The sequence below is a fragment of the Amycolatopsis sp. w19 genome (assembly GCF_051373225.1).
Classification (GTDB): domain Bacteria; phylum Actinomycetota; class Actinomycetes; order Mycobacteriales; family Pseudonocardiaceae; genus Amycolatopsis; species Amycolatopsis japonica.
Genome location: NZ_JBPQFM010000016.1, coordinates 23,576 through 39,897 on the forward strand (window position 1 = coordinate 23,576; position 16,322 = coordinate 39,897).

Annotated in this window: 14 protein-coding genes; 5 read left to right on the forward strand and 9 right to left on the reverse strand. The window is 68.7% G+C overall.

Features of this window, described 5'->3' with window-relative positions:
* Window positions 1-20 precede the first annotated feature (20 nt).
* From ACSMFO_RS27400 to ACSMFO_RS27420, 5 genes are all read right to left on the reverse strand, one after another.
* Window positions 21-1,034: an ABC transporter permease gene (locus tag ACSMFO_RS27400; protein ID WP_436461010.1), complete on the reverse strand. Its 1,014-nt coding sequence runs from the start codon at window positions 1,032-1,034 to the stop codon at window positions 21-23.
* Window positions 1,031-2,533, reverse strand: a complete 1,503-nt coding sequence (locus ACSMFO_RS27405) for a sugar ABC transporter ATP-binding protein (protein WP_436461011.1) — start codon at window positions 2,531-2,533, stop codon at window positions 1,031-1,033. The genes ACSMFO_RS27400 and ACSMFO_RS27405 overlap by 4 nt, the downstream gene beginning before the upstream one ends.
* A complete protein-coding gene (locus ACSMFO_RS27410; RefSeq protein ID WP_228694674.1) occupies window positions 2,530-3,747 on the reverse strand; it encodes an ROK family protein in 1,218 nt (405 codons plus the stop codon). Before ACSMFO_RS27410 ends, ACSMFO_RS27405 begins: the two co-directional genes overlap by 4 nt.
* Before the next feature lie 552 nt (window positions 3,748-4,299).
* The gene (locus tag ACSMFO_RS27415; protein WP_436461012.1) at window positions 4,300-5,502 is read right to left on the reverse strand and encodes an ROK family protein; all 1,203 of its coding nucleotides are present in this window, start codon (window positions 5,500-5,502) and stop codon (window positions 4,300-4,302) included.
* Between the two features lie 92 nt (window positions 5,503-5,594).
* Entirely contained in the window at window positions 5,595-6,974 is a 1,380-nt protein-coding gene (locus ACSMFO_RS27420) for a DHA2 family efflux MFS transporter permease subunit (protein ID WP_436461013.1), read from the reverse strand.
* Window positions 6,975-7,054: 80 nt separating this feature from the next.
* Here ACSMFO_RS27420 and ACSMFO_RS27425 point away from each other — a divergent pair, with 80 nt between their 5' ends.
* The gene (locus tag ACSMFO_RS27425) at window positions 7,055-7,666 is read left to right on the forward strand and encodes a TetR/AcrR family transcriptional regulator C-terminal domain-containing protein (RefSeq protein WP_436461014.1); all 612 of its coding nucleotides are present in this window, start codon (window positions 7,055-7,057) and stop codon (window positions 7,664-7,666) included.
* On the opposite strand, the gene ACSMFO_RS27430 is transcribed toward ACSMFO_RS27425, so the two are convergent.
* Together ACSMFO_RS27430 and ACSMFO_RS27435 are read right to left on the reverse strand one after the other, a co-directional pair.
* Window positions 7,617-8,279: a response regulator gene (locus ACSMFO_RS27430; RefSeq protein WP_360087973.1), complete on the reverse strand. Its 663-nt coding sequence runs from the start codon at window positions 8,277-8,279 to the stop codon at window positions 7,617-7,619. The two genes, ACSMFO_RS27425 and ACSMFO_RS27430, sit on opposite strands and share 50 nt — an antisense overlap.
* Window positions 8,276-9,808: a sensor histidine kinase gene (locus ACSMFO_RS27435; protein ID WP_038518505.1), complete on the reverse strand. Its 1,533-nt coding sequence runs from the start codon at window positions 9,806-9,808 to the stop codon at window positions 8,276-8,278. The genes ACSMFO_RS27430 and ACSMFO_RS27435 overlap by 4 nt, the downstream gene beginning before the upstream one ends.
* 132 nt (window positions 9,809-9,940) lie before the next feature.
* On the opposite strand from ACSMFO_RS27435, the gene ACSMFO_RS27440 reads away from it, so the two are divergent.
* From ACSMFO_RS27440 to ACSMFO_RS27455, 4 genes are all read left to right on the forward strand, one after another.
* Window positions 9,941-10,909: a Bug family tripartite tricarboxylate transporter substrate binding protein gene (locus tag ACSMFO_RS27440; RefSeq protein ID WP_081976006.1), complete on the forward strand. Its 969-nt coding sequence runs from the start codon at window positions 9,941-9,943 to the stop codon at window positions 10,907-10,909.
* Window positions 10,906-11,400, forward strand: coding sequence for a tripartite tricarboxylate transporter TctB family protein (locus ACSMFO_RS27445; protein WP_436461015.1), 495 nt, complete (start codon window positions 10,906-10,908; stop codon window positions 11,398-11,400). Before ACSMFO_RS27440 ends, ACSMFO_RS27445 begins: the two co-directional genes overlap by 4 nt.
* The gene (locus ACSMFO_RS27450; RefSeq protein ID WP_038518508.1) at window positions 11,400-12,917 is read left to right on the forward strand and encodes a tripartite tricarboxylate transporter permease; all 1,518 of its coding nucleotides are present in this window, start codon (window positions 11,400-11,402) and stop codon (window positions 12,915-12,917) included. The genes ACSMFO_RS27445 and ACSMFO_RS27450 overlap by 1 nt, the downstream gene beginning before the upstream one ends.
* A gap of 242 nt (window positions 12,918-13,159) precedes the next feature.
* Window positions 13,160-14,605 carry a DUF1996 domain-containing protein gene (locus ACSMFO_RS27455; protein WP_436461122.1) on the forward strand — a complete coding sequence of 482 codons (1,446 nt, stop codon included), beginning with the start codon at window positions 13,160-13,162 and terminating at the stop codon, window positions 14,603-14,605.
* Window positions 14,606-14,805: 200 nt separating this feature from the next.
* Here the strand turns inward: ACSMFO_RS27455 and ACSMFO_RS27460 are convergent, their stop codons facing one another.
* Complete coding sequence (locus ACSMFO_RS27460; protein ID WP_016331765.1) at window positions 14,806-15,495, reverse strand: hypothetical protein; 690 nt, start codon at window positions 15,493-15,495, stop codon at window positions 14,806-14,808.
* Between the two features lie 121 nt (window positions 15,496-15,616).
* Entirely contained in the window at window positions 15,617-16,318 is a 702-nt protein-coding gene (locus ACSMFO_RS27465; RefSeq protein WP_037346186.1) for a Crp/Fnr family transcriptional regulator, read from the reverse strand.
* Window positions 16,319-16,322 lie beyond the last annotated feature (4 nt).

Here is a 16,322-nt window from a genome sequence, read left to right on the forward strand (position 1 = left end):
CGATTCTCCATCCACGGTGATCAAGTACTCGCCTTGGTCTTTTTCACGGAGCGGAACTGCAGTAGCGCGGCCAGGACGATGATCACGCCCTTCGCGATGTTCTGGATGTCGGTGTCCAGGTTGTTGAGCGTGAAGATGTTGGACAGCACGGTGAAGATCAGCACGCCGATCAGGGTGCCGATGAGCGAGCCGCGGCCACCGGTGAGCAGGGTGCCGCCGATGACGACCGCCGCGATGGCGTCGAGCTCGTAGAGCATGCCGTTGGTCGAGGCGCCCGCGGTGGTGCGGGCGACGACCATCAGCGCGGCGATACCGCAGCACAGCCCGGCGACGCCGTAGACGAGCGCGGTGTGCCGTTTGACGTTGATGCCTGCCAGCCGCGAAGCCTCGGCGTTGCCGCCGACGGCGAAGGTGCGGCGGCCGAACGTGGTGCGGTTCAGCACCACCCAGCCGATCGCGAACACCAGCGCGAACATCCAGATCAGCACCGGGATGCCGAGCAGGTCACCGCGGAAGAAGTCCAGGAAACCCGCTTCCGACACCACCTGCGTGCGGCGGCCGCTGATGCGTTCCGCGAGGCCGCGGGCGGATACGTACATCGCCAGTGTGGCGATGAACGGCACGATCTTCCCGTAGGAGACCAGGATCCCGTTGATCAGCCCGCAGCCGAGGCCGACCAGGAGTCCACAAAGGATCATCACGAACGGGCCGTAGGACTGGGTGGCCAAGGTGGTCAGCCAGACACTGGACAGCGCCACGATCGACCCGACCGAGAGGTCGATGCCGCCGGCGATGATCACGAACGTCATCCCGACGCTGACCACCCCGATGGCCGCGGCGAGCCGCAGGATCGTGGAGATGTTGCCGTCGGTGAAGAACTGGTCGGGCCGGGTCACCTGGCCGACGATGCACAGGATCACCAGAACCCCGGCAAGGCCGAGCAGCCGGGTGTCGAGCGAGAAGTTTCGCTTTTGCTTGGGTGGCAAGGGTTCCACGGCGCTCTGCGTACGCACCGATTCGGCTTGGTCGGTCACGCCGCACTCCCTTCGAGAATCACGTCGAGCACTTCCGCCTCTGTCAGCTCCGCGGACGGCTTTTCAGCCAGGACACGTCCTTCACGCAGCACCAGCACCCGGTCGGACAGGCCGAGTACCTCGGGGATCTCGCTGCTGACGAGCACGATCGCGACCCCGGTCGCGGCCAGTTCCTCGATCAGCCGGTACAGCTCCGCCCGCGCGCCGACGTCGACCCCGCGCGTCGGCTCGTCCAGCAGCAGGACCCGGCAGCCGCGGACCAGCCAGCGCGCGAGCACCGCCTTCTGCTGGTTGCCGCCGGACAGCGTGCGGATGATCCGGTGCGGGTCGGCGGGCCGGAGATCGAGACGCCGCAGGCTTTCCCCGGCGTCGTCGAGTTCCCTGCCCCGCTCGGTGAACCCGAACGTCGCGTACTTGCCCAGGCTCGCCAGGGTCACGTTGTGCACGACCGGCAGGTCCAGCAGGAGTCCCTGGCTCTTGCGTTCCTCGGGCGCCAGCCCGATCCCGGCCTTGACCGCCGCGGACACGCTGCCCGGCCGGACGGGTTCGCCGTCGACCGACACCGAACCCGTGTCCTGTTTGCGTGCGCCGAAGATCGTCTCCAGCAGCTCGCTGCGGCCCGAACCGACGAGGCCCGCGATCCCGACGACCTCCCCGGCGTGCACGGTGAAGTTCACGTTCTCGAACTCGCCGACGGTGGTCAGGTTCTCCACCTTCAGGACCTCGTTGTCCGGGTCGACGTGTTCCTGGTGGCGCGGGCCGAACACGGTTTCGACCTTGCGGCCCGCCATCAGCGCGACGAGGTCGGAGGTCGGCGTCTCCTTGGCGTCGAGGCCGGTGGAGACGGTCTTGCCGTCCTTCAGCACGGTGACGCGGTGGCCGATCCGGCGCAGTTCTTCGAGCCGGTGGGAGATGTAGACGATCGCGACGCCTTCGGCGGTCAGCTCGCCGACGATGCGGAACAGGTTGTCGACCTCTTCGCCCGCCAGCGCCGCGGTGGGCTCGTCCATCACCAGCAGCTTCGCGTCGTACGCGAGCGCCCGCGCCATCGAGACCAGCTGCTGACCGGCGGCGGACAACTTGCCGACCTCGGTCGACGGCGCGATCTCGGGATGCCCGAGCCGGGCCATCAGTTTCGCGGCCTTGTTCCGGGACTCGCTGATCCGCGTGAACCCGAACGTCGCCCGCTCGCGGCCGAGGAAGATGTTGTCCGCCACGGAAAGCCCGGGCACCAGGTCGAGTTCCTGATACATGGTCGCGATGCCGATCTTCAGCGCGGCGACCGGTGAGGGCAGCGTGACCGGCTCGCCCTGCCAGAAGATCTCGCCACCATCGGGCCGGTGGGCTCCGGCGAGCGTCTTGATCAGCGTGGACTTGCCCGCGCCGTTCTGGCCGAGCAGGCAGTGCACCTCGCCGGGTTCGACGTCGAAGTCGACCCCGTCCAGCGCACGCACCCCGGGGAACGTCTTCACGATCCCCCGGACGGATAGCAAGGTCATGCCGGAGCCTCCTCGGCCGTGGTGGGAACTAGCGTCGGATCGGCGAAAAGCCGTTCGGTGGCGAGATGCGCGGCGCCGCGCAGCGGGGCGGTGGTGCCCAGCGGCGACGGCTCGACGCGGCAGGCGGGCTCGTGCCCGAGCGGACGCGCGGACAGTTCGCGGCGCACCGGCTCGACCAGCCATTCGCCCAGTTCGGCGAAGTAGCCGCCGAGGACGACGAGGTCCGGGTCGAGCACGTCGACCACGGTGGACACCGCGATGCCGAGCGCGACCCCGAGTTCCGAGACCGCCGCGACCGCGCGCTGGTCACCGCGCTGGACGCGGTGCTTGAGCAGCCCGACCCGGCCGTCGACGCCGAGCGCGGGATCGTGCAGCGGGTCGCCCGGCGAGGCGGCGCCGCGCAGGACGGCGTTGAGCCCGGCCTTGGTCTCCAGGCAGCCGACCCGGCCGCAGGGGCACTGCTCGCCCGACGGATCGACCGTGATGTGCCCGACCTCGCCCGCGAAACCCCTGGCACCGCGCAAAATCGCGCCACCGGACACGAGCCCGCCGCCGACACCCGTGCCGCCGCTGAGGTAGAAGAGCTCCCGCACGCCTTTTCCGACCCCGGCGACGGCCTCGCCGACCGCGCCGAGGTTGGCCTCGTTGTCGACCGTGATGGCCTCGACCGGCAGGCCGAGCCGGGCGGCGAGGAGATCGGCGATCTCGGCGTCGCGCCAGCGCAGGGTCGGCGCGAACCGGAGGACGGCGGCGGCCGAATCGACCAGACCGGGCACCGAGACGGTGACCCCGACCGGCCGGCCGTCGAGCAGCACGGTCCGGGCGAGGAAGGCGAGTTCGTCCATGCTCCGGTGCAGCCCGAGCGCGGCGACGTCCGCGGTCTCGGTGCGCTCGGAGACCACGCGGCCGTCGAGGTTCGTGACGACGGCGGCGAAGCGATCGGCCTCGACGCTGAGCGCGAGCCCGCACGCGCTGGCGCCGTTCAGTTCGACCAGCTGGCTGGGCCTGCCGTTGCCGCCGCCCTGGAGTCCGGCGGAGCGGACGAGACCGCGTTCGGACAGCTCGGTGATCAACCCGGAGACGGCCGCCTTGGTGAGCCCGCAGCGTGCCGCGAGCTGGGTGCGCGAGAGCGGCCCCTCGCGCAACGCCCGCAGGAGCGCGGCGAGGTTCGCCGTACGGGGGCTGACTGGGTCGAGCCGCCCGGATTCCGTCACCGCCACACAGTCCCCACTTACGAATCGGCCGTAACAAACTTTGTTACTTAGCCAGCGAAAGTAGGGTGGCGCCCGTCACCCGTCAAGGTGACAACAGGACAGAAATGTCGACTAAAGCCCGCCGTCACCCGATTAGCCGTCTCAAACGACACAGACTTTCGTACTTTTTGAGCGAAAGTCTGTACGATCTTGACGTTACTAATCGGAATCAGGTGAGTGCCCAACGTGCGGCAGGGCGCTTGGGTGTCGTGAGTGTTTTGGGTCGTTCTAACCGCCCTTACCACTCACGAGGACGTGGCACCGCACTCACGTGATCGAAGCCGGAACTCGCGTGATCAGAGGCGGAACACCCCGAGTGCCGCCTCCAAACACGCGAATCACGCCCCCGATCACACGAGTCACGCCTCCGCTCACGCCACCCCTGCGTGCCCAAGTCTGTGAAGGCCTCCTTGAGGGACCTAGAGTCCCTCAAGGAGGCCTTCACGGACTTCGGACCAGGAGGTACGGAGGGCACGATTGGCCCTAACGACCCAAAACACTCACGAGTGTCGGTCAGCTACTCAGCGTGAAGGCCCGGTCCGTGGCGGACCAGGCGGCCCCGATGACCCCCGCGGTGTCCCCCAGCTCGGACAGCACGATCGGCAGGTTCCCGGTCGCGAGCGGCAGCGACCGCCGGTAGACCGAGCTGCGGATCTCGGCGAGCAGCTGATGCCCGAGCTGCGCGACGCCGCCGCCGATCACGACCATGCCGGGGTTCACGAAACTCACCAGCGACGCGACCACCTGGCCGAGCCGCCGCCCGCCGTCGCGGATCAGGTTGACCGCGCCGAAGTCGCCCGACGCCGCCGCGCGGCCGACGTCCTGCGCGGTGATCGCGCCGCGGGCCGCGACGACGTCGGCGAGGTACGTCGACCGGCCGCTGCGCGCGAGCGTCAACCCGTCGCGGGCCAGTGCGGCGCCGCCGAAGTACGCCTCGAGACAGCCGGTCTCGCCGCAGGCACAGGTCGGCCCGTAGTCGTCGAGCCGGATGTGCCCGATGTCGCCCGCGGTGCCGGCGACGCCGCGGTACACCTTGCCGCCCAGCACGATCCCGCAGCCGATACCGGTACCGATCTTGACGAACACCAGGTCGTCGATGGAGCGCGCCACGCCGGCGTGCCGCTCCCCGAGCGCCATCGAGTTCACGTCGTTGTCGACCGTGACCGGGCAGCGCAGCAGCCCGCCGAGATGGTCGCGCACGGAGAACCGGTCCCAGCCGGGCATTATCGGCGGCGCGACCGCCATGCCCTCGGCGAAACTCACCGGCCCCGGCAAGCCGATCCCGGCCGCGATCAGCTTGCCCGGCGCCTCTTCGCGGATCTTCTCCCCCAGCGCGACGACCCGTTTGAGCACGGCGTGCGGCCCCTGCCGGACGTCGCAGTCCTCGACGGTGTGCACCAGCACCTCGCACGAAGCGTCGGTGAGCGCGACCCCGACCGACGTCGCGCCGACGTCGACCGACAGCACCCGCAGGTCTCCCGCGAGCCGCACGAGGGTGGACCGCCTGCCACCGCGGCTCGCCGACGGACCCGCGGTCTCGACGAGGCCGACCTCGGCCAGCCGCGCGACCTCGGCCCCCACCCGGGCGCGCGGCAGCTCCAGCCGCTCCCCCAGTTCGACCCGGGACATCGGTCCCTCATCGCGCAACAGGGTGAGCAACTGGGTCTGGTGCCGGGTTTCGACCGTCGGATGCTCCGACGTGGGTGCCGTGCTCATTCACCTGAGCCTACGGCGTTGTCCACCCGCTGTCCCGGATGACACTGGAAACCTTCACGCCCTCCGGACGGGAACAAACCCACCGGCCCTCGTCAGTCCTTTGTGGACATTTCGGCGCGGACGAGGAGCCACGACGGGATCAGCACGATCGCCGTGATCCCGGCGATCCACCCGTGCGCGCCCGCGACGGCCGCCGCGGACCCGGGAGCGGCGGCGAGCCGCGCGGCGACGACCGCGGTCAGGACCGACGTGCCGAAGGATCCGCCGATCCGTTGCAGCATGGCGAAGAGCGGCATGGCGTGGGAAATTCGCTCTTTGGGCACCGACACCAGGCCGGTGGCGAGCGCCGGCGTCGTGGTCAACCCGATACCGCAGCCGCGGACCACCTGGACGGCCGAGAGCCACCAGTAATCGTCGGATCCGGTGAGCAGCGCGAGCGGCACCGTCCCGATGATCGTGACGATCAGCCCGGCGAAGATCACCCGCGCCCCGCCGATCCGGTCGGTCAGCCTGCCCGCGAGCGGAAGGGCCAGCACCGTGCCGAGTGCCAGCGGCGCCGTCAGGAACCCGGTGGCGACGAGGCTTTCGTGCCGGACGTCGAGGTAGTACAGCGGCAGGACGATCATCGCACCGAACAGGGCGATCCCCATCCCGAAGATGACGGCGGCGGCCGAGGAGAACGTCCGGTCGCGGAACAGCCGCAGGTCGAGCAGTGGCGCGGGCGACCTCAGCGCGGTGACCACGAAGACGGCGAGCAGGATCGCACCGGCGCCCGCCGCGATCGGGGCGGCTTCGGCGAAGCCGTAGACGAGCAACGGCAATCCGGTCACGGTGAGCGCCAAGCCACGCCAATCCAGCGGACGGGTGTCGACGGGACCTTCCCTCGGCAGCCGTTTCCGGCCCAGCAGCAGGCAGAGCAGCGCGAGCGGCACGTTCACGAGGAACAGCCACGGCACGCCGAACCGCTCGGCGAGCACACAGCCGGCCAGGGTGCCGAGCACGGGAGCGAGGTAGATCGGGATGCTCAGCACGGCCATCATCCGGCCGAGCCGTTTCGGCCCCACCATCGTCGCGAACAGGATCTGTCCCGCCGGGACCAGCAGCCCGCCCGCGGCGCCTTGCAGGACACGGAAGGCGATCAGCGTCTCGACCGAGGGCGCCGCCGCGCAGAGGGCGGAAAAGACCGCGAACAGACCGACGCACCCCAGCCACACCCGCGTCGTCCCGAAGCGACGGCACGCCCAGCCGCTCACCGGCACCATCGCGGCGAGCGCGAGCAGATAACCGGTCGCGATCCACTGGGCGGTACCGAGCGATGCACGGAATCCGGCCGCGATCGTGCCGAGCGCGACGGTGACGACGGTCGACGTGAACATCGACAGGAATCCGCCGACGGTCAGGATCGCGGCCGTCCCCCACAACGCCGGGGTCAACCGGTCCTCATCGGGACTTCCGATCATCCTACCTGCCATTCTTATCACTGTTAAGTTCTTAACAGTGATAAGATACTGCCGAGTTGTCAACTTCGATACGGACCGGCGAAGGTGTGCGCATGGTCGTGAGACGGGATGGCTACGTTCGAGCCGCGCTGGAACTCCTCGACGAGGTCGGGCTGGACGGACTGAGCCTGCGCAAGCTCGGGGAGAAGCTCGGCGTGCGCGGTCCCGCGCTCTACACGCATTTCAAGAGCAAGCAGGCGTTGCTCGACCAGATGGCCGAAACGATGCTGGACGACCGGCTCGCCCCGCTCGACGATCCCGCGGCGATGGACGACTGGGCCGAATGGCTGGCCAGGCGCGCCCGCACCATCCGCGCCACGCTGCTGTCCTACCGGGACGGCGCCCGCCTGCACGCCGGTTCCCGCCCGACCGGCCGGTCGGCGATGACACCGCTGATCAAACCGTTGCTGCGGGCCGGTTTCGCCGAGGAGGACGCGACGCACGCGATCCTCGCGATCAGCCGGTACACCCTCGGCTGCGCGATCGACGAACAGCAGCACGCCGAGGGCGACCACGAGGAGGATCCGGCCGCCTCGTTCGAGTACGGCCTCGCCCGCCTCATCGCCGGGCTCCGCGCCGACGTCGCGCATTCAGAGGACGAAATGCGGGGAGGGGTCACGACCAGAGATAGCGGCGTTCGGGCCGTCCCGTCCCGCCGTACTTGAGCGTCACTTCGGCCTTGCCCGTCGCCACGAAATGCTCCAGGTACCGGCGCGCGCTCACTCGCGCGACACCGGTCGCCTCGGCGCATTCGCTCGCCGACATCCCGCCGGCCGCGCCCCGCAGCGCGGTCTCCACCAGTCGCGCGGTCTCGGCGGTGAGTCCCTTGGGCAGCACGGGTTTCGCGCTCGGCCGCGCGCCGAAGACCTGGTCGACGTCGGCCTGCCCGGCCTCGGCGAGCCGGTCCAGCCGCCGGTGCAACGACGCGAAATGGGTCAGCTGATCGCGCAGCGACGCGTACTCGAACGGTTTGATCAGATAGTGCAGGACACCGCCCCGCATCGCCTGCCGCACGGTTTCCACGTCGGTCGCGGCGGTGATCAGGATGACGTCGACGTCCTCGGTCGCGCGCAGTTCCCGCAGCACCGAAAGCCCGTCGACATCGGGAAGATAGACGTCCAGCAGCACCAGATCCGGTTTCAGTTCCCGCGCCAGGCGGATCGCGTCGGCGCCGGTGTGCGCGACCCCGACCACGGCGAACCCCTCCGTGCGCGTGACGTATCCACTGTGGACCTTCGCGACCATGAAATCGTCGTCGACGACGAGCACCTTGATCATCGCGGCAACCTCGCCGTGAACACCGCGCCACCGGAGTTGTGCACCTCGACCGAACCGCCTCGCCGCACGCAGGCCTGCCGGATCAGCGCGAGCCCGAGACCGCGCTGGCCGTGCGCGGCGGCCTTCGTCGTGAACCCGTGCTCGAACACTTCCTCCGCGATCTCCGGGGCGACTCCCGGCCCGGAATCACGGACCTCCACCCGCACTTCGTCCTCCTCCTGCCACACGCCGACCTCGATCCAGCCCTGTTCCCCACCCAGCGCGTCCAAGGCGTTGTCGACGAGATTTCCCAGCACTGTCACCAAATCCGTGGAAAGGGCGTCTTCGACGCGATCCAGTTCGCTGTCCGGGGCCATCCGCAACCCGACCCCGCGTTCCGCCGCGAGCGACGCCTTCGCGATCAACAGCGCCGCCACCGCCGGGTCGCCGACGCGCGAGCCGACCTCCGCGCGCCACTCCCCCTGCGCCGAGCTGATCCGGCTGACGTAACCGCGAACCTCTTCGTATTCCCCGAGTTCCAGCAGCCCGGAGATGGTGTGCAGCCGGTTGCTGAACTCGTGCGCCTGCGCCCGCAACGTGTCGGTGGCGTGCCTGCTGGCGTCGAGTTCGTCCCGCAGGGTCATCAGATCGGTGCGGTCCCGCAGGGTGACCACGGCTCCCCGCACGTCGATCGGCATCCGGTTCAGCGTGAGCACCTTCCCCTGCCGCAGCACGATCTGGTCGGCGCCGGTCGCGCGGCCGGTGAGCAGGTCGCGGATGCGTTCGTTGAGGTCGAGGTCCTCGACCGACCGGCCGACCGCGTCGTCCGGCAGCGCCAGCAGTTCGCGCGCCTGATCGTTCACCAGGGTGATCCGGTGCTGCGGGTCCAGGCCGACGACGCCCTCCTTGATGCCGTGCAGGAGGGCCTCCCGGTTCTCGACCAGCGCGGTGATCTCGTGCGGTTCCAGGCCGAGCGTCTGGTTCTTCACCCGCCGCGCCAGCAGCAGCGAACCGCTCACCCCGATCACCAGCGCGACCCCCAGCACGCGCAGGGCGTTGTCCGGCGACTCGAGCACTCCGGCGAAGAACCCTGGCGACTTCGAGCCCGCCGCGACCATGCGGACCACCTTGCCGCCCTTCTCGTCGAGCACCGGGACGTGCGCCACGATCGAGCCGTCGAGTTCGCCGACCCACGACCGTCCAGAGAGGACGGTGCTGTCGCCGAGGTCGAGCAGCGTGCGCACCTGCCCCGGATCAGGTGACGCGAGCACATAACGGTCCGCTCCCGCGATCACGACGAAATCGACCCCGGAGAGGCTTCGCGCGGTCTCCGCGGGCGCGTTCAGCTCCCACGGGCCGTTGTCGAGGTCGCCCACGATGCCCTGCGCGGCGACACTCTCCGCGACCGAAAGCGCCCGGCGTCCCTCGGTCGTGCGGAAGTTGTTCCCCGCCTGGACGACGGCCAGCACGCCCACCGCGCAGAGTAGGCAGCTGACGACTACCAGTTGCCACACGAGGAGCTGGCGGGCCAAGGAACCCCGAGCACCCATCGCCACCTCCTCGTGACCACAAAGAACAAAAGAACCCTTAGGCGTCTAAGCGAGACATCTCTGTTTACACGAGTGCAACATGTCCAACCACGCGGCAGAGAGGCGGGGATCACAGTGAAGCCCAGTAGCTGGTTGGCCATCGCGGCGGCGCTCGTCGCCGTTTTGCTGGTGCCACCGTTGCTCACCCCGGGCAGCGAGGCCGACGAGGGCTCGCAGATCCGGTCGTTGCGGGTACTCGTACCCAACGCGCCCGGCGGCGGTTACGACATCACGGCGCGGACCGCGACCAAGGCCATGGAGGACGCCGACCTGCTCGGCAACGCGGAGGTGTTCAACCTCCCCGGCGCCGGCGGCACGGTCGGCCTCGGCCGCACGGTGGCCGAACGCGGCAACGGCAAACTCGTCATGTCGATGGGGCTCGGCGTCGTCGGCAGCGTGTTCACGAACAAGTCGCCGTCTTCGCTGCTCGACACCACACCGGTGGCGAAGCTGATCGAAGAGTCGGACATCGTCGTGGTCGGCAAGGATTCGCCGTACCAGAACATCGGCCAGCTGCTCGATGCCTGGAAGCGGGACCCGGGCGCGGTCCAGGTCGGCGGCGGCTCGTCCCCCGGCGGGCCGGACCACCTGGCGCCGATGCTGATGGCGAAGGCGATCGGGCTCGCGCCGAAGACGGTCAACTACGTCCAGTACGACGGCGGCGGCGAACTGCTGGCCTCGGTGCTCGGCGGCAAGGTCGCGTTCGGCGTCTCCGGTGTCGGCGAGTACCGCGACCAGATCGCGGCGGGCACGCTCCGGGTCCTGGCGGTGACGAGCGAGAAGCGGCTCCCCGGGATCGACGCGCCGACGCTGACGGAGTCCGGTGTCGACGTGAAGTTCACGAACTGGCGCGGCATCGTCGCGCCGCCGGGTATCACCGAGTCGGACCGCGCGAAGCTGGTGAGCCTGTTCGAGCGGTTGCAGAAGACGCCGCAGTGGCAGGAAGCCTTGCAGCGCAACGGATGGACCGGCGCGTTCGCGCCAGGTGAGCAGTTCGGTTCGTTTCTCAAAGAGGAGAACACTCGAGTGGCAACGGTGCTGAAAGAGCTGGGTCTGGCATGACCACGTGGCTGAAAGGGCGCTCCGAACTCGGCGTGAGCGTGGTGCTCGTGGTGCTCGGCGTGCTGGTGCTGACCGACGCGCTGAGCATTCCCACCGACTTCGCCCAGCGCGGTCCCGTCGGGCCGAAGGCGGTCCCGGTCCTGGTCGGCTCGCTGCTGCTGATCGTCGCGGTACTGCTGGCGCGCGACGTCCTGCGCGGCGGTAAAGGCGAGGCCGAGGGCGGCGAGGACATCGACCTCACCGCGCCCGCCGACATGCGCACGGTTCTGTTGCTGTGCGGTGCCTTCCTCGCCAACGCGGCGCTGATCGGCCTCGTCGGGTTCCCGATCTCGGGCGCGATCCTGTTCTGGGGCGCGGCGTTCGCCCTCGGCAGCCGCAACCTGGTGCGTGATCCGCTGATCGCGGCGGGCATGTCGGTCGCGACCTTCCTGATCTTCAACAACCTGCTCGGTGTCCCGCTGCCCGGTGGCCCGTTGATGGAGGTGTTCTGATGCTGCAGCAACTCATCGACGGGTTCGGCACCGCGCTGACCCCGACACACCTCGCGCTCGCCGCGCTCGGTGTGCTGCTGGGCACCGCGATCGGTGTGCTGCCCGGAATCGGCCCCGCGATGGCGGTGGCCCTGTTGCTGCCGGTGACCTACGGCATGGAGCCGACGGCGGCGTTCATCATGTTCGCCGGCATCTACTACGGCGGCATGTTCGGCGGCTCGACGACGTCGATCCTGCTGAACACCCCGGGTGAGAGCTTCTCCGTGGTCGCCGCGATCGACGGAAACCCCATGGCACGCAAGGGCCGCGGCGCCCAGGCGCTGGCGGCGGCCGCGATCGGGCATTTCGTCGGCGGCATCCTCGGCACGATGGCGCTGGTGCTGCTGGCGCCGATCATCGCGAAGTACGCGGTCGACATCGGCGCGCCCGACCTGTTCGCGATCATGGTGCTGGCGTTCATCGGCGTCACCTCGGTGCTCGGCAACTCGCGGATCCGCGGTGTCGCGTCGCTGCTGATCGGCCTCACCATCGGGCTCGTCGGCCTGGACGAGATGACCGGTCAGTCGCGCCTGACCTTCGGTTCGCTGCATCTGGCGGACGGGATCGACGTGGTGATCGTGGCGGTCGCGCTGTTCGCCGTCGGCGAGTCGCTGTGGGTGGCCGCGCATCTGCGGCGCAACACCTTCAAGCCGATCCCGGTCGGCAGGCCGTGGCTCTCGCGCGCCGATCTGAAGCGGACCTGGAAGCCGTGGCTGCGCGGTCCGGTGATCGGGTTCCCGTTCGGCGCCATCCCGGCCGGTGGCGCGGAGATCCCGACGTTCCTCTCGTACCTGACCGAAAAGCGGCTGTCGAAGCACAAGGACGAATTCGGCAAGGGCGCCATCGAAGGGGTCGCGGGTCCGGAAGCGGCCGCGTCGTCCTCGGCGGCGGGCACGCTGGTCTCGATGCTGACGCTGGGCCTGCCGACCACCGCGGTCGCGGCGGTGATGCTGGCGGCGTTCCAGCAGTACGGCATCCAGCCGGGTCCGCTGCTGTTCGAACGCGAGTCGAAGCTGGTGTGGGGCCTGATCGCCTCGCTGTTCGTCGGCCTGACGCTGCTGCTGGTGCTGAACCTGCCGCTGGCACCGCTGTGGGCGAAGCTGCTGCGCATCCCGCGGCCGTACCTCTACGCGGGCATCCTGTTCTTCGCCAGTGTCGGCGCGTACGCGGTCAACGCGGACATCTTCGACCTGCTGGTGATGTTCGTGATCGGCCTGATCGGGTTCGCGATGCGCCGCTACGGATTGCCGGTGCTGCCGGCGATCATCGGCGTGATCCTCGGCCCGGCCGCCGAACAGCAGATGCGGCGCGCGCTGCAGCTCAGTGACGGCTCGCTGACCGGGTTGGTCAACACGCCGTTCGCGATCGTGGTCTACGTGATCATCCTGGTGATCCTGTTCTTCCCGGTGATCAAGCGTTTCCTTCCTGCCCGCCCCACCGCTCCCGAGGCGGAGCCCAAGGACAAGGTCGACGCCTGACCAGCGGGAACCCGGCCCGGCCTCGACTGCCCCGAGGCCGGGCCTTTTTCTTCTCCAAAGATAACGAAAAGATAACGGCGAGGTCGCGTTTTGAACCGGCTGTCTCTCGGGGCCGTTTCAGCCAACACGGAGTCAGCGACGCCGGCACTCCCGGCGACGCATCCCCCGGGCTCCGGGCAACGACACCGAACGAGGTGAACAAGTTCATGCCCCGTAACCAAAGATCCGCCGGCCGCCATCGCATGGCGCGCCGCACCAAGGTCGCCACGGGCGCCACCGCCTTCGCCATCGCCGTCGGCGGGATCGTCGTGGTCACCACGACCGGAACCCCCGACGCCGCCAGGGCCGACGGCGCGGACAAGTCGTTCTTCATCGACATCACGAAGGTGCCCCGCGGCAACAACGTCAACCTCGACCTCGCGAAACGAGGCGCACGAGGGACGTTCACCGTCGACTGCGGCCGCAACGAGAACGGCCACTTCAACGGCGACAACTTCATCGCGCAGCCCGGCGTCCGCAATGGAGCCGAGCATCTGCACGACTACGTCGGGAATCTTTCGACCAACGCGGATTCGAACAACAAGAGCCTGCTGCGCGCGGGCACCACCTGCGAGAACGGGGACAAGTCGGCCTACTTCTGGCCGGTGATCCGGATCAACACCGAGGAAGAGGAAGAGAACGAGGCGGCGAACGAGGAGAAACTCGCCGCCGATCGCGTCGACGCGGCCAAGGACGAGGCGGCCGCCCAGGTCGACTGCCCCGACGTCGCCAGCGAACTCAGTGAACTCAGCGAAGTCCCCGACCAGGCCATGCCCGCGATCGACGAGAACCTCGACAAACTCGACCGGGAGTCCGAGAACGCGAACAACCAGCTGGCGCAAGGAAAACAAGCCGGACAGGTGCTCGACGAGCTGAAGAACAAGCGGAAGCCGTCGATCAAGCAGATCGGCGACACCATGCGGCAGGCGGGCAAGCCGGTCGCGAAGAACGAAGACCAGCTCGCCGGCTGTGCGGTGAAGCAGAACGGCAAGGGCGGTCTCGACAACGGCGGCGACAACAGCAATGTCAACGCCGCCGGTGACGCCGAGAAGAAGAAGTCCGACGGCAAGGCGGCCGACCTGCCCGGCGTCAACGACAACAACGAGATCGGCGACAACGAAGGCGAGATCCAGCGCGCCGAGAAGGTCGACCTGACCTTCACCAGCGGCGGCGCCCGCCGTGTCGTCGCGATGCCGAAGTTCCTGCGCGTGCTCTACGGCGACGCCAAGCAGAGCACCAACGGCCCGGCCAACGCCCGGCCGAGCTGGACCTGCACCGGCTTCGAGGACCGGCTCACCGAGCTGTACCCGATCTGCCCGCGGGGCAGCAAGGTCACCCGCGTCCACTCGTTCCCGAACTGCTGGGACGGCAAGAACACCGACAGCGCGAACCACCGCACGCATATCGTGTTCTCCGACCGCAACGGGAAATGCCCGCGTGGCTTCAAGAACGTGCCGCAGCTGCGGATCACGCTGGTGTACGACATCCCGTCGAACATCCAGGCCGCCGGGCAATACGCGGTCGACGCCTTCGCGCAGGAGAAGCACAACCCGCGCTCCGACCACGACGACTTCGCGAACGTCATGTCGCAGCGGCTGATGAACCAGCTGGTGAGGTGCATCAACAGCGGTAAACGCTGCCGACAGTGACTCAAACTCGTGAGTGGCGAGGACGGTTAGAACCGTCCTCGCCACTCACGAGGTCTCTGCGAGAGGGCGCGGCGGGGATGACCCGCGCCCCCACCCCCCGCGCCGGGGGTCCGGTTCCCGGCCCGGCGTAGGGGTACCAGGCCGGGAACCGGCGAGCGATACGGTTTTCCCTCCCTGGAAACCGGACCGCCCGGTCTGGGTCAGGCCGTCGTGGACAACCGGCTCACCCGGTCGAACACGAGCGGCACCGCGACGGCGGGATTCAGTTCGGCGAGGACCGCTTCCGCGTCCAAGCCGGGCAAGTGGATCCACGCGCTGTCGGCGAAGTCCGGGGTGGTGACGCTGATCCGGGCGCAGCGGGCGGGCGGGACCAGCGCGACCCCGAACGGCTCGACCACGTTGCGCCACACGGATTGCGAGACGATCATCCCGGCGCCGAACTTGTCGCCCGTCGGATCCGAACGGCACCAGTAGCCCACGGCGTCGTTGAAGGTCGAGGCGCACAGCAGCCGGGTCAGCGTGATGTACGTGCGGTGGTAGCGGTGATTGTCCGCCATCGGTCCCATGTGGACCGCCACCCGTGCCCGCATCGGGACCCTGGCGTAGCGGTTACGGGTCCGGAGCAGATGGTCCAGATGGAACGCGACCTCGCAGAGCTGCCCGACGGCGTGGTCCGGATACGCGACCATCAGCCCGTCCCCGGTCTCCCGGAAGTGACGCGCTTCCCCTGGGGCGAGCCCCACCGCGTTGAACGAGCGGGAAACCAGCGTTTCCATCTCGGTCTTCATCGGGTCCAGCAGGTCGTCGCTGGCCTTGGACGAACCGACGATGTCGACGGAAAGCACGGCGTGGGTGTGCGCGTTGTAGTGGCCTGAGGTCAGCACCTGCATCTCTGCGACCCCTCCCCTGATCGGTGAAAACTGGCGGCAGGAAGCAGTGTTCCCACTCCTCACCGGAAGTTCTGTTCGGAACCGAACAAAACGTGACCTCGCGATGGTCAACGCCAGTGAGCTAAGTCACACCTTTTTCCGTGATCACCCGCAATGCCTCGCGGTCGATGACGGTGATCGCACGGCGCGAACTGGCCACAACTCCCGCCTTCCGGAGTTTGTCCAGCGCCTGCGCGACCATGGTCCGGCCCATCGGGATGAACTGCGCGAGTTCGTCCTGGCTCAACGGGATCCCGATCCGCCAGCCGGCGGGTGTCCGGATGCCACAGACGTCGACCAGGTAGTCCAGCCGGGTCGCGACCCGCGCCACCGCCTGCGGTTTCCACGACTGGGTCCGCTGACGCTGGGCGAGCACGAACCGCCGGGCGACGCTGACGAGCACTTCGCGCATCGCCGCCGGATGATCCAGCAGGAACCGGTTGAACTCGCTCGCCGCGATACGCCGGACGTGCACCTCCTCGATGGCGACCACGTCGGCCATCCGGATACCGCCCGCGATCACCGCGATCTCGCCGTGCAGATCGCCGGGCACGCCGACGTCGAGGATGACCGTCGCGCCCATCCGATCGGCGCTGGTCACCTTCACGTAGCCGTACCGCAGCAACATGACGAAGTCGCCGGGTTCGCCCGCCCGCATCAGCGCCTGTCTGGCCTCGTAGGTCTGCGGGGTCCCCATCTCCAGCAACCGGGCGCGGACGGGTTCGTCCAGCCGCTCCAGGAACGGACGTTCTCTCTCTTCGGCGGCCTCTTGGCCCAAACCCACGAAA